The 12,931-nt window shown below is 62.0% G+C and carries 11 protein-coding genes; all 11 read left to right on the top strand.

Features of this window, described 5'->3' with window-relative positions; all coding sequences use genetic code 11:
• The first annotated feature begins 14 nt into the window (after positions 1-14).
• The 11 genes from AC3WMT_RS23775 to AC3WMT_RS23725 are packed head-to-tail and all read left to right on the top strand — an operon-like array spanning position 15 to position 12,848.
• Positions 15-761 (top strand): sugar transferase, encoded by a 747-nt coding sequence (locus AC3WMT_RS23775; protein ID WP_103305829.1) that lies wholly within the window; start codon positions 15-17, stop codon positions 759-761.
• Complete coding sequence (locus AC3WMT_RS23770; protein ID WP_103305828.1) at positions 761-1,408, top strand: CpsD/CapB family tyrosine-protein kinase; 648 nt, start codon at positions 761-763, stop codon at positions 1,406-1,408. The genes AC3WMT_RS23775 and AC3WMT_RS23770 overlap by 1 nt, the downstream gene beginning before the upstream one ends.
• Positions 1,409-1,429: 21 nt before the next feature.
• Positions 1,430-2,455, top strand: a complete 1,026-nt coding sequence (locus AC3WMT_RS23765) for a polysaccharide biosynthesis/export family protein (RefSeq protein WP_103305827.1) — start codon at positions 1,430-1,432, stop codon at positions 2,453-2,455.
• 16 nt (positions 2,456-2,471) lie between these two features.
• Positions 2,472-4,064: a GumC family protein gene (locus AC3WMT_RS23760; protein WP_103305826.1), complete on the top strand. Its 1,593-nt coding sequence runs from the start codon at positions 2,472-2,474 to the stop codon at positions 4,062-4,064.
• Positions 4,061-5,155, top strand: coding sequence for a glycosyltransferase family 4 protein (locus AC3WMT_RS23755; RefSeq protein WP_103305825.1), 1,095 nt, complete (start codon positions 4,061-4,063; stop codon positions 5,153-5,155). Before AC3WMT_RS23760 ends, AC3WMT_RS23755 begins: the two co-directional genes overlap by 4 nt.
• Positions 5,152-6,522 (top strand): O-antigen ligase family protein, encoded by a 1,371-nt coding sequence (locus AC3WMT_RS23750; RefSeq protein WP_103305824.1) that lies wholly within the window; start codon positions 5,152-5,154, stop codon positions 6,520-6,522. Before AC3WMT_RS23755 ends, AC3WMT_RS23750 begins: the two co-directional genes overlap by 4 nt.
• On the top strand, positions 6,519-7,487 hold the full coding sequence (locus tag AC3WMT_RS23745; RefSeq protein WP_103305823.1) for a glycosyltransferase: 969 nt from the start codon (positions 6,519-6,521) through the stop codon (positions 7,485-7,487). Before AC3WMT_RS23750 ends, AC3WMT_RS23745 begins: the two co-directional genes overlap by 4 nt.
• Positions 7,480-8,616, top strand: a complete 1,137-nt coding sequence (locus AC3WMT_RS23740; RefSeq protein WP_103305822.1) for a glycosyltransferase — start codon at positions 7,480-7,482, stop codon at positions 8,614-8,616. The genes AC3WMT_RS23745 and AC3WMT_RS23740 overlap by 8 nt, the downstream gene beginning before the upstream one ends.
• A 13-nt stretch (positions 8,617-8,629) precedes the next feature.
• Positions 8,630-9,631, top strand: coding sequence for a polysaccharide deacetylase family protein (locus AC3WMT_RS23735; RefSeq protein ID WP_103305821.1), 1,002 nt, complete (start codon positions 8,630-8,632; stop codon positions 9,629-9,631).
• Positions 9,628-10,932 carry an oligosaccharide flippase family protein gene (locus AC3WMT_RS23730; protein WP_103305852.1) on the top strand — a complete coding sequence of 435 codons (1,305 nt, stop codon included), beginning with the start codon at positions 9,628-9,630 and terminating at the stop codon, positions 10,930-10,932. The genes AC3WMT_RS23735 and AC3WMT_RS23730 overlap by 4 nt, the downstream gene beginning before the upstream one ends.
• Complete coding sequence (locus AC3WMT_RS23725; protein ID WP_103305820.1) at positions 10,929-12,848, top strand: hypothetical protein; 1,920 nt, start codon at positions 10,929-10,931, stop codon at positions 12,846-12,848. The genes AC3WMT_RS23730 and AC3WMT_RS23725 overlap by 4 nt, the downstream gene beginning before the upstream one ends.
• Positions 12,849-12,931 lie beyond the last annotated feature (83 nt).

Raw genomic sequence — 12,931 nt, 5'->3', positions numbered from 1 at the left:
ATGCGGAGGACTCCATGACTGGACATGAGAAAGGTGTACCGATCCAACAAATGCGCCGCGACAAGCGCGTTGACCCCGAGCACCGCATGCGTCTCGATGCAGCGATTCATCGTCAGGGTCGCGGTTGGTTCACAGGCCGCGATGGCGGTCGTCCATGGCAGCTGTCACGCACCAATCGAGTGGTGGCCTGCCTCGGCGCGCTGATGATTCTGGTGTTGATTTCGCCGCTGCTGCTGGGTCTGGCCCTGGCCATCAAGTTCACCAGCAAAGGCCCGGTGATGTTTGTGCAGAAACGTACCGGATACCGCGGCCGCAAGTTCGGCATGTTCAAGTTCCGCACCATGGTCAGCAACGCCGAAGAATTGAAAGAGTCGCTGCGTCACCTCAACAAGCACGGCGCCGACGCCATCGACTTCAAGATCGACAAGGACCCACGCATCACCCGAATCGGCGGTTTCCTGCGGCGCACCAGCCTCGACGAACTGCCGAACCTGATCAACGTAGTGACCGGCGACATGCGCCTGGTCGGCCCGCGTCCGACTTCGTTCAACGCTTACCGCTACAAGGACAATCACCTCGCCCGTCTGGCGATCTACCCCGGCATGACCGGCCTGTGGCAGATCTCCGGACGCAGCAACATCGACTTCGACCAGCGCGTTGAGTTGGACCTCAGCTATATCGCCGAGCAGAGCCTTTTGCTTGATTTGAAGATCCTGTTGAAAACCCCCTTCAAAGTATTCAGCGGCCACGGAGCAAGCTAATGGACGGTTCAACCAACAAAAGCCTGAGCATCCCCAACCCCAGCGAATCGAACCTGACCTCGACCGTGCTGGACCTCGATCTGCGGATCCTGTTCCTGACCGCCGCCAACCCCGGCGCGGGCACCACCACCAGTGCGCTCGCCTTGGCCAGTCAACTGGCTCAGATGAGCAGCGGCCAGGTGCTGCTGGTCGACGCCAGCCAGTCGGCGAGCAACCTCACCCAGCAGTTGAACCTGAGCAAAGAGCGCGGCCTGCGCGATCTGCTGTTCAACCCGGACAACCCGCCGCTGCTGCAGGACTGCGTGGTGCAGGTCTCAAGCCTGCCGTTTCACGTGCTGCCCAACGGCCGGCCGATCCGCACCATGGAGCACCTGACCGCCGAGCGCCTGAGCCCGTTGCTCGATCAGTTGGGCAGCCAGTACCGCTTCGTGGTGATCGACGGCGACGCGGTGTATTCCGCCGCCGACACGCTGGTCATCAGCACCCAGGTCGATGGCGTGGTGTTCGTGGTGCGCGCCGAAGACACCCGCTGGGAAGTCGCCCAGGCCGCCGTGCAACGGCTGACTCAGGCCGGGGCCAAAGTGGTCGGCAGCGTGTTCAACCGGCGCAAGTACTACATGCCGAAATGGCTTTATAAAAACCTGTAAGCGAACGCGAGGGATGACGCCATGAACGCCAAGATTCTTGTGCTGCTGATGCTGCCGCTTGCAGGCTGCTCAAGCAACTCCGAAACCCAGAACATGCCGGTGAATATCCTCACCGCCACCCCGGCCAACGCCCAGGCCACCGACATGCCGAAGATCGAGCAGACCCTGCGCCCGCAGGATGTGCTGGATGTGATCTTCCATATCAGCACCAGCGGCTCGGACGCCTACCGCGTGCAGTCGGGTGACCAGATCGGCCTGAACTTCACCGCCGCCAGCCAGCTCAACGGCAATCAACTGGTGCTGCCGGACGGCACCATCGAACTGCCGGGCGCCAACACCTCGGTGAAAATCGCCGGGCTGACCAGCGAAGAAGCGCGTCAGGAAATCCAGCGCGCCTATCAGCGCAAACAGCTGTTCCAGCCCAACCGCAATCAGCTGACCGTGCAAATCATCAGCCCGTTGACCAACGAGCAGAACCTGAAGAGCGCGCTGAATCATCCGGCCACCGGCATGAGCCGCGAGATCACCGTCGGTACCGACGGTTACGCGAGCTTCCCGGAGATCGGCGCGGTGCCGCTGCAAGGCATGACCGTCAATCAACTGGAAACCTTCCTCAACAAGAAATACGCGCAACTGCCCGGCCGCATGACCGTCGACGTGTTGCTCAAATCTACCGCCGGCAACGAGATCTACGTGCTGGGTGAAGTCGGCCAACCGGGTTCCTACCCGATCCGCCGGCCGGTGTCGGTGCTTGAAGCGTTGACCCTGGCCCGTGGCACCAACGTCAAGGCGCGGCTGGATTCGGTGGTGATCATGCGCCGCAACGGCAATCAGGTGCAGGCGGTGCGTTACGACGTCGAGAAAGCGCTGTCGGGTGATGCCTCGCAGATCGCCTATCTGCAACCGGACGACATGCTTTACGTACCGAAAACCAAACTGGCCAGCGCCGGCGAACTGGCCCGGCAACTGGCTGACGTGGTGTTGTTCCAGGGCGTCGGGTTCAGCTTCGGCTACCGCGTCGACAACAAAGACAGCAACAACAACTGACTCTCAGGTGACCGACATGAATCCAAAGGAAAACTACCTGCATGAGTTCTTCAGGATCTTCTTCGCCAACAAGCAACTGGTGAAACGGGTCTTCCTGATCTTTGCAGTCATCGCCCTGCTGCTGCCGCTGGTGCTCAAACAGAGCTTCGATATCACCGCGCAGGTGATCGTGCAGTCGAAAAAACTCTCCCAGGGTGACGCCACCACGTCGCTCACGGTGGACAACGCCACCTTCATCCCGCCGTCGCTGGCGGACATGGAAACCGAAAGCAATATCCTCCGTTCCCCGGCGCTGATCCGCCAGACCATCAGCGAACTGCGCGACAAGGGTGAATACACACCTTCGCCGGGCATCTTCAGCAAACTGGTGGCCGAGCCGTTCAAACGCTACGTCAGTTCGCCACTGCGCCAGTACGTGATCAACCCGGTGCGCAACATGCTCGGGCTGGAAACCGACCCAGTGCGTGACACTGCACTTGATGCATTGACACAAGAGGCCATCGACAAGCTGAAAATCGAGACCTTGCCGGGTTCCAACGTGATCTCGATCGTCTACAGCTTCCCTGATCCGCACCAGGGCACGACGTTCGTTGCGGCGCTGTTGCAGAACTACCTGTTCAGCCGTCAGGCGCTGCAATCGATCGACTTGCCGCAGTCCTTCTACGAGTCGAAAAAGCATCTGTATCAAGTGCGACTCGATGGCCTGGAAGGCAACCGTCAGGCACTGCTGGAAAGTGTCGGTTCGTCGGATCCGAAGGAAGAAATCACCTTCCGTCTCAACGCGATCAACACCGAAGAGCAAGCCCTGAACCTGTATCAGGATCGCCTGTTGCAGAGCCAGCGCTGGCTGGAATACCTGAAAACCGCGCTGGCCGCTGCCAGTACCAACAAGCTCAACGACTACACCTTCCCCTACACCTTCACCACCACCGTCGACAACGTGGCGTTCGAAGACCGCGAAATCAAACAGATGGGCGAGCAACTGACCACTCAGGTCAGCCGCTACATGAATGACCTGGCGGTATTCCAGCCCGGCAGTGAACCGATGCTGCTGACCCGCGAACAGATTGCCCGCACCCGTCAGCAATTCCTCAAAGTGGTGAGCAACCGCATTCAGGAACGCACCAACGATCTGGCGGTGGTCAAGCAAGTGATCGATCAGAAAACCGCGCGCATTGCCGAGTTCAAGAATCGCATCCACGAGCTGCAGCAGACCCAGAGCAAGCTGCGGCAGATGGACACCGAAATCGATGCGCTGCACGCCGCGTTCTCGACCTACGCCCAGCGCTTTGCCGAAAGCAGTACCAGCGGGGCGCTCAACGACGATCTGTCCAACGCCCGGGTGCTGAGCCCGCCGTTCGAACCGACCGAAGCCGCGTTCCCGAAACCGGGCCTGATCATTCCGTTCGGTTTGTTCACCGGTCTGTTGCTGGCGATTGCCCTGGTCTACGTGCGTGAGTTCTTCGATCACCGCTTCAAACACCCGGCGCAAATCAGCCACGAGCTGGGCGTACCGGTGCTGTTGGTGATCAACGACCAGAACACGCTGCCGAGCAATCCGCACAAGAACTGGACCGTGCCAAGCTTCCTGCACTGGGTGCGCAATTGAACACCGCACCGTCCCCGAACGCCGCGCTGCCGATCATTCATTTGCTCAGCAGCGGCGGTTTCTATGGGGCCGAGCGGATGTTGCTGGATCATTGTCTGGCGACGCCGGGACAGCATCAGGTGCTGTTTCTCGACGCGCCGCCAGAACTGATCGCGCGCTTTCGTCAGGCCGGGGTGGACTGCCGTGGCTGCGCCGGACTAGGCGAATTGCTGCGGCACTTGCGCCAGCGGCAAAGCGAGCGGCCGCTGATCAATACGCACAATTTCAAAGGCCTGCTGTTCGGCTGGGTCGGCGCAACCCTGTTGCGCCTGCCGCTGGTGATCACCCAGCACGGTTTCACACCACGCAGTCGCAAGCAGAAGTTCTACACCTGGCTGAGTCTGCAACTGTGCCGCACCGCGTCGGTGGATCGGGTGGTCTGCGTGGCGGAAAGCATCGCCGTGTTGCACCGTCAGGCCAGCGTTCGGGCGGAGAAGTTGCAGGTGATCCCCAACGGCTTGCCCGCCGCCCATGGGCAAATGATTCATGACGCCGATCGGCAGCGCTGGCTTGCCGGTTATGTCGGCCGTTTGAGCAGTGAGAAAGGTCCGGATCTGTTTCTCGATGCGCTGATCCCGCTGTGTCATCAGCACCCGCAACTGGATGCGGTGATGCTCGGCGACGGTCCGGAGCGCGAGGCGCTGCAGGCGCGCATCGACAGCGCCGGTTTGCAGCAACGGATTCGCCTGCCGGGCTACCAGACCGTCATGCAACCGTGGTGGCAGCGCCTTGATGCGTTGGTGATCAGTTCGCGCACCGAGGGCACGCCGATGATTTTGCTCGAGGCGATGCAGGCCGGTGTGCCGGTGGTCGCCTTCGGCGTCGGTGGGATTCCCGATGTGCTGGAACACCGGCACAACGGCTTGCTCGCCGAACCCGCCGACAGCAATGCCCTCGCCCGCCAGCTCGACACGCTGTTGACTGAGCCGAAGCTGGCGCGGCAACTGCGCGACAACGCGAAACGCACGCAACAGGATCGCTACGACCTCAAGGCCCTCGCCGAACGCTGGTCGCAGCTGTACATCCGCACGGCACGGGAGGCACGCGCATGATTTTCCCGCTCTCGATCGTCAGTTTGCTCGGTCTGGTCTGCATCGCTTTGCTGGCCAGCCCTTATCCGTATCTGGCGCCGGGAGCGGTGCTGGGCCTGGTGGGTTTCGCGGTGCTGTATCGCAAACCGACCTGGGGCCTGCTCGGGATTGCCGCGCTGGTGCCATTCGAGGGTTTCTTCAAGGACAGCTCGCTGTCGGGCAGCAAACTGATCGGCGCTTCGCTGGCGGTGATCCTGATGCTGCAACTGGCGCTGCACCAGATTCCCTCCGAACGCCTGCGCAGCAACATCTGGCGTTACCTGGTCTGGTTCATGGTTCTGTACTTCCTCAGCCTGCTCAACACCGATGACATGGGCATGTCGCTGGGGCACCTGCGCGAACTCAGCGTTGGCCTGATCCTGTTTGTCATCACCCTGCTGATCGGCCGCGAGCTGAACCTCGACCTGTTCGCCCGACTGGTGACCCTCGCCGTCAGCGCCACTTGCGCGATGGCGATGTTCTCGACCAAGTTCCAGGATCAGGGTCGCGCCGCCGGCCTGCTCGAAGACCCCAACGCCTTTGCCATGCTGATCGCTTTCGCCATTCCGCTGGGCCTGCTGTTGGTGATCCGCAGCCCGAACCTGCTGCACCGGTTGTTCTGGGGCGGTTGCTGCCTGCTGTTGCTGGGCGGCATGACCAAGACCGAATCGCGTTCGGGGCTGGTGGTGATCGCCCTCAGTCTGTTGATCGGCTGCTGGCATTACCGCACGCAACTGACGCGGATTCGGCCGCGGCATCTGGGCTTCGCCATGCTCGGCGCGGCGATCGTGATTCCGCTGGCGATCTATGCGATGCCCGCCGGCTACATTGCGCGGATTCAATCGCTGAGCGTGTTGAGTGCCGGCGCCAAGGGTCACAACGACGAGTCTCTCGGCCGGCGCGCCTCGTACATCGTGGTCGGCAGCCAGATGATCCGCGAGAACCCGCTGCTCGGCTCCGGCCCCGGCACCTTCCCGCTGCACTACGCCACCACCGGTTACGCCAAGGCGTTCTCCGCCAACCGCAAGATCGGCGATCTCTACCGCCGCGCTCACAACACTTACCTGGAAATCTTCAGTGAATTGGGGATTCCCGCCGGGCTGATGTTCGTCGGCATGCTCGGCCTCGGCCTGTACAACCTGATTCGCGCACGCGCCGCGTGGATGCTGCGGCGTGACTGGCAACAGGCCGACTTGATGACCCACCTGAGTGTGAGTTTTCTCTCGCTGACGCTGTTTTTGATGTTCCTCAGCGCGCCGAACCAGAAGTACGTGTGGATCATGCTCGCGCTGACCAGCGTGCTGCGTGTGAAAGCCGAGCAGGCCCCCCTGACGGAGGCCCGCGCATGAGCCGGATCAGTATCGTCATCCCGATGTTCAACGAAGCCCGGCACATTGGCCGCACGCTGCTGGCCGCGCAAAAAGCCGCGCATGCGGCCAATATCGAGTGCGAATTGATCGTGGTCGACAACGGTTCCAGCGACGACGGCCCGCACATTGCCCGGCAGTTCGGTGCACAGGTCTTGAGCCTGCCGGGGCTGTTGATCGGCGCCCTGCGCAATCGCGGCACGGCCATCGCCACCGGTGAATGGCTGGCGTTTATCGACGCCGACATCGAGATGCCGGAAGACTGGCTGACGCCGCTGTTCGATCTGGAGGCCAGCGCGCAGGCCGACGTGTTTGGTCTCGATCTGCACACCCCGGCCGAGGCGCCGTGGTATGCCACCGCGTGGCAACGGCGCACCTTGCGCGTGTCTTCGCAGGCCTCGCATGTGGTCGACTGGCTGCCCAGCGCCAACCTGTTGATGCGCCGGACGTGGTTCGACAAGGTCGGCGGGTTCAACGAAACCCTGCGCACCGGCGAGGACAAGGAGTTCACCCTGCGCCTGCGTGAAAACGGCGCCATCCTGTTGTCGGTCAACAACAACGTCGCCCTGCACTGGGGTTACGAAATGAACTGGCGTGAATGGATGGGCAAGGAGCTGTGGCGTCAGGGCAGTCATCTGCAATTGCTGCGCACCCACGGTTTCAGCCTGCGCCTGCTGCGTTTTCCGATGCTGTCGATTGCCGTGTGGGTACTCGATTTTCTGGCGATCTCGGCGCTGCTCGACGGTTTCCCGCATCACGCCGCAATCATGGTGATCCTGACCCTGATTCCGGGCCTGATCCTCAGCCTGCGGCAGAGCGCCAAGCACCACAATATCGGCCTGACCCTGCAACTGTGGGGCCTGCACTGGGTGCGTCTGCACCTGGCCGGCGCTGCGTTCATTCTCAGTCTGTGTCATTGGAACGCCAGGAGGCCTGCCCGTGGCTGAATTCATTTTCTGGATGTGCCTGTTGCTGCCGGTGTACGCCTATGTCGGCTATCCACTGCTGCTGACACTGTTGGCGCCTCTGTTTCCGGCCTGGCGCCACACGCCGGCACCGCCGCTGAACATCAGCATCGTGATCGCCGCGCATAACGAGGCGCGGCACATCGAGCACAAGTTGCGCACGTTGCTGGCGCAGGATTATCAGCCGGCGACGTTGCAGATCATTCTCGCCAGCGACGGCTCGACCGACGACACCGTGGCTTGCGCGCACAAAGTCGTCGACCCGCGCATCACCGTCCTCGACCTGCCGCGCCAGGGCAAAGCCGCCACGCTGAATGCCGGCGTGGCCGTGAGCACCGGCGACATACTGGTGTTCACCGACGCCGACAACCAATGGTCACGCGAGACCCTCGGTTATCTGCTCGCACCGCTGAATGATCCCAACGTCGGCGGCTGTGCCGGGCACATGGTGATTCCGGTTACCGGCGGTGGATTAAGCGTCGGTGACAGTCTGTATCGGCATTACGAAGGCTGGTTGCGCCGGGTTGAAAATCGCACCGGCTGCATGGTCTCCGCCGACGGTGCCCTGCTCGCCCTGCGCCGCGAGTTGTTCCAGAACGTGCCGGCCGAAGTGAATGACGATTTCTTTATCAGCACCTGCGCACCAGTGGCACACAAACGCATCGTCTATGTGCCTGAGGCACAGGTAATCGATCACGGTGTGGATGAAGCGGACAAACAATTCCGCCGTCGTCAACGCGTCACCGTCGGCGGCCTGCAAAGCCTCGCGCAGCGCCGCGAACTGCTCAATCCGCTGAAATATGGTCTGTATTCGATTGCGTTGATCAGCCACAAGCTGATCCGTCGTCTCGCGCCGATCCTCCTGCTGCCGCTGTTGCTGAGCAATTTCTGGCTGTGGGATGACCACGGCTTTTATCGCCTGGCACTGATCGCGCAACTGTTCGGCTATGCCGTGGCGATTGCCGGTTTGCTGGATTCGCAACACCGCTTGCCCAAACCGTTCCGCCTCGCCGCGTTTCTGCTGGTCACCCTCGCCGGGATGAGTCTTGGCCTGTGGCAGTTCCTGCGCGGTCAGCGATATGCCCAGTGGAATCCTGAACAGAACCGTTAAGAGGACCGAAGCCATGGCGATCAAACAACTGATAAAACGCACCAGTGGCTGGCTCTATCTCAACTCCTCCGTGGGCCGCAACCAGTTGCACGGCGCCGGGGTGATTCTGATGCTGCACCGCGTGCTGTCGAACGACCGCGCCGCCGACCTGCCGCACCGCAACGAGCTGTGTGTGGGGCCGAAAGCGTTCGAGCATTTGCTGGTGTGGCTGCGTCGGCATTTCGATTGCGTGCCGCTGATGGAAATCCTCCAGCCCAACTCGCTGCGCACCGAGCGCCCACGGGTGGCGCTGACCTTCGATGACGGCTGGCGCGACAACGCGGTCAACGCCTATCCGCTGCTGCAGAAACATCAGGTGCCGGCGAGCATTTTTCTCTCCACCGACTTCATCGGCAGCCGTCAGCGCTTCTGGTGGGAAAGCCTCGGCGAAACCCTGTGGGGCAGCCACGGCGACAAGGCGCGCATGCACCTGATCGAATGCCTGCATGCCATGCATCACCCCTTGCCGGTGCTGGTCGATGACATTGATGTCGAGCGCCGCAGCCTGGCGCTGCTGCATTATCTGCAAGGCCTGAAGACCCTTGATCCGCAGGAGCTTGAACGCCTGACCGACGAATGCCCGCAAGAGTCGCAACCGCAGGCGCTGGACTGGCATCAAGTGCGCGCACTGGAGGCTTCCGGGCTGGTGCGTTTCGGCCCGCACGGCGCCAGTCATGCGATCCTCACCGGTCTGGACGATGTGCGTCTGGACGAGGAAATCAGCCGCAGCCGCGATGCCCTGCACAACGGCTGCAATCGGCCGTTGCCGGTGTATTGCTACCCCAACGGCGACAACGATGAACGCGTGCGCCAACAGATCGCCAGCCATGACTATCCGTTTGCGCTCGGCACCGGTACCGGCATCTATCGCGGTGAAGGCGATCCGCTGAATCTGCCGCGTTTCGGCGTCAGCCAGCGCACCGCGCGCAATCCGGAACTGCTGTCGTGGCGGATCTTTCGCGGGGCGCGGCCATGAGCCGAGGCAACTACCTCAAGCATCTGGCGCTGAGCATGGGCACCAAACTGGCGATGATCGCCCTGCGTTTGCTGCGCAACGTGTTGCTGGCGCGGATACTCGGGCCGAGTGAGCGCGGACTGTTTGCGCTGCTCAGCACGCTGCCGGATCTGATCAGCGCGGCCACCAGTGGCGGGCTGAACTCGGCGGTGGGTTATCAAGCGGCCAAGCAGCGACCGATGGGGCTGCTGCTCAGTCAGGTGTTGGTGTTCGGCTGTTTGCTCGCCGCGTTGCTGACCTTGCTGGTGGTGGCGTTGGTGCGCGAGTTTGGCGCTGAACTGGATGTGACGATGCAGCTCGGGTTGCTCGCCTGGTTGTTGCTGCTGGCAGTGCCACTGACGGTTTTGAAAAGCGGTCTGCTGACCTTGCACAACGCGTCCGGTGGCGTGGTGGCGTTCAACGCCTTGCGTCTGGTCGAATCGCTGGCACCGCTGCTGCTGTTTCTCGCGCTGTTTTGGATGTGGCAAAGCGCGGCGCTGGAAGCGGCGCTGATCAGTTGGCTGGCCGGGATCAGCCTGGTGGTGCTGGTCGGTTGGGTCTGGCTCAAACGCGCACAACCGTTGCAACTGCAATGGGACCGCGCCAGCCAGAAAGAACTGCTGCGCTACAGCGCCCGCAGCCATCCGGACCTGCTGTTCCAGCAAGTGATTCTGCGCTCGGATTATCTGTTTATCGGTGCCTTGCTCGGCAGCACCGCGCTCGGTCATTACGCCATGGCCAGCGCTGCCGCCGAACTGCTGCTGATCGTCCCGGAAGCGGTGACCACGCCATTGATGAAACGCCTGCTGCAGCAGGACGAAGGCATGGATAAAGTCACTCCGTTGGCGTTGCGCCTGACCGCGACGGTGATGCTCGGCGCTTGCCTGACCATGGCGGTGATCGGCGAATGGCTGATCGTCACCCTGTTCGGCGTCGCTTACCAACCGGCGTATCCGGCGTTGCTCGCTTTGCTGCCGGGGCTGTTGGGCCTGTGCTACGCGAGCATTCTGCGCCTCGACTTGTTAGGCAAGAATCGTCCCGGCACGGTGTCGCTGCTGATGGGCCTGGGCGCCCTGCTCAATCTGGCGCTGAACCTGGTGCTGATTCCGGCCTATGGCATTGTTGGCGCGGCGGCGGCTTCGTCGATTGCCTATCTGGCGGTGACCGTGGCGATGCTGGTGCTTTACTGCCGTTTGAGCGGCGTGCCGTTCTGGCAAACCCTGATCATCCTGCCGCGCGATGTCCTGCCCATGCTGCAGATTCTGCAAAGGAAAGCCGCATGAAAAGCCTGGCCCTGCTGCTCGGTCTCAGCCTGTCGCTGGACGCGTTTGCCGCGTCTATTCGTTGGGGCGAGATCCGTGACGGCAGCCTGTATCTGCAAAGCGATCGCCCGGACACGCTGACCGTGCGCTGGACGCCAGCGTGGCAGGCGGATGCCAACGAAGAGCATCTGTACCTGCTCGACGGCCAGGGCAAATTGCAGGGCGATCGGTTTATCCAGGCCAGCGAAACCCGTGGCAGTCAGAACTGGCCATTGCTGCCCGGCGCAGCCAGTTATCGACTGGAGATTCCCGGCTACAGCTTTCGCAACTATCGCATCGAACATGACGAGCGTACGGTCGCCCTGTTCGCCCCGGCCAAAGTGCATTTCAGCGCGCAGACGCAGAACGGCGACACGTTGTATTTCAAAGTCGCGCCGGGCGAACGTGCAGTGCTGGCCGGCAAGTTTCATGGCGGTGTCAGTGCGTTGCAGGCGCAGCGCGTGGGTGACGGGCAAGCGCTGACACTGACACTGAAACCCTATCGCGCCTATTGGCAGTTCGATCAGCTCGCACTGCCGGTCAGCGCCCAGGAACAAGTCTGGCGCCTGCGTTTGCAGGGCAGCGGTAAAGCGGCGTTCTGGCTTGATGGCACCGCCAATCTGTTCGCCCAGAACCCGCAGCAACTCAAACCGCTGCGCGAAGACGCCGGGCAGACCCGTTTGACCCTGCATGACAAAGTCCTCGGGCGCACGCCGGATCTGGGCATCGCCCTGCCCTACGTGATGCCGCCAGCAGCCAGTCATGCGGCGCTCGATGCGCTGAAACCGACGGCGGCGAGTTACTACAGTTTTGTTGATGTGACGGCGAAGAACCCGCAGTTCGAAGACGCGTTCCGTCAGGTTTATCAGGATCGTTTCGGCATCAAACAGGACATCACCCTGCTCGCCGGCAGTCAGCGCCAGGCCGATTTACGCGCCGATGTGCAAAGCAACAGCGGCCTCGATGCGTGGCTCGCCAGCACACGAGCACTGGGCGGCAATGGCACCCACTACATCGGTTTCGCCGACGAGCCGAACCTCAACTATTCGAGCTACGCGCAGTATCAGGCGATTTTCACCAGCATGGCCCGCCAGGTGCGCAGCGACCCGACGAATGCCAAGGCTGGCGTGCGCATCGCCATGCCGGCCAGTTCGCGCCTGGTCAACGGGCCGTTCGCCAATAACGCGGCGGACAAGCGCGGCATCGACTGGGCGCGGCGTTTGCTCAGCGAGTCCGCCGATCAGGTGGATGCGCTGGCCTGGCACGAATGGATGATCCGCGATCTGCTCGCCACTCGCGTCTACCGCGACAGCGTGCGTCGCGCCGCCGAATTGGTTGGTCTTGATGGCAACGGCCAGCCGCGCAAGGCCCTGCTGCTCGATCAGACCAATCTGTCCAGCGGCTCCAGCCTCAGCCCCTACGATCAGGAAACCCATTACACCTCGCTGTGGTGGGCGTCGGTGGTGATCAACGCCTCGCAGGACGGCTTGTTGACCATGCTCAACTGGTTCCAGGCCGCCGATGAACCGCAGTACCCCAAGGGCATGTTGCGGGTACTCGGCGATGATCGTTTCGAGTTGAAACCGGTGGGCCTGGCCCAGCAGTTCATCGCGCAGCACTGGCTGCATAAGGTGCTGTGGCTGGAGAACGATGCATTTGAAGTCGATGTGCTGGCGATGGCCGGTGACGAGCAACGCGGATTGCTCGGGGTGAACAAAGGCACGCGTTTGCAGCGTATTGATCTGAGCGGCGCCAAGTGCCCGCTGAACAATGGCGCCCTGCGCTACTTCGGCGCGGACAACCGCAGCCGCGACGCACCGTTTGCCTGCCGCGATGGGCGCGTCAGCTTCGATTTGCCGGGGGAGACCCTGTTTGCACTGAGCTGGATCGCGTCATGAAGCCAATTCCGATTATCAGAACATGTAAGGCGAACAAAGATTTGTGGGTAGGGAGTTTTTGTGGCGAGGGGATTTATCCCCGA

It is taken from the genome of Pseudomonas sp. FW305-7 (assembly GCF_058786735.1).
Note: the sequence above shows the minus strand (reverse complement) of the source record. Positions and strands in the feature narration are given on the sequence as shown.

Excerpts from the sequence above, each read along its gene's own strand:
- AC3WMT_RS23775 (WP_103305829.1), top strand. The coding sequence starts at position 15 with ATGACTGGACATGAGAAAGGTGTACCGATCCAACAAATGCGCCGCGAC.
- AC3WMT_RS23770 (WP_103305828.1), top strand. The coding sequence starts at position 761 with ATGGACGGTTCAACCAACAAAAGCCTGAGCATCCCCAACCCCAGCGAA.
- AC3WMT_RS23765 (WP_103305827.1), top strand. The coding sequence starts at position 1,430 with ATGAACGCCAAGATTCTTGTGCTGCTGATGCTGCCGCTTGCAGGCTGC.
- AC3WMT_RS23760 (WP_103305826.1), top strand. The coding sequence starts at position 2,472 with ATGAATCCAAAGGAAAACTACCTGCATGAGTTCTTCAGGATCTTCTTC.
- AC3WMT_RS23750 (WP_103305824.1), top strand. The coding sequence starts at position 5,152 with ATGATTTTCCCGCTCTCGATCGTCAGTTTGCTCGGTCTGGTCTGCATC.
- AC3WMT_RS23745 (WP_103305823.1), top strand. The coding sequence starts at position 6,519 with ATGAGCCGGATCAGTATCGTCATCCCGATGTTCAACGAAGCCCGGCAC.
- AC3WMT_RS23735 (WP_103305821.1), top strand. The coding sequence starts at position 8,630 with ATGGCGATCAAACAACTGATAAAACGCACCAGTGGCTGGCTCTATCTC.
- AC3WMT_RS23730 (WP_103305852.1), top strand. The coding sequence starts at position 9,628 with ATGAGCCGAGGCAACTACCTCAAGCATCTGGCGCTGAGCATGGGCACC.
- AC3WMT_RS23725 (WP_103305820.1), top strand. The coding sequence starts at position 10,929 with ATGAAAAGCCTGGCCCTGCTGCTCGGTCTCAGCCTGTCGCTGGACGCG.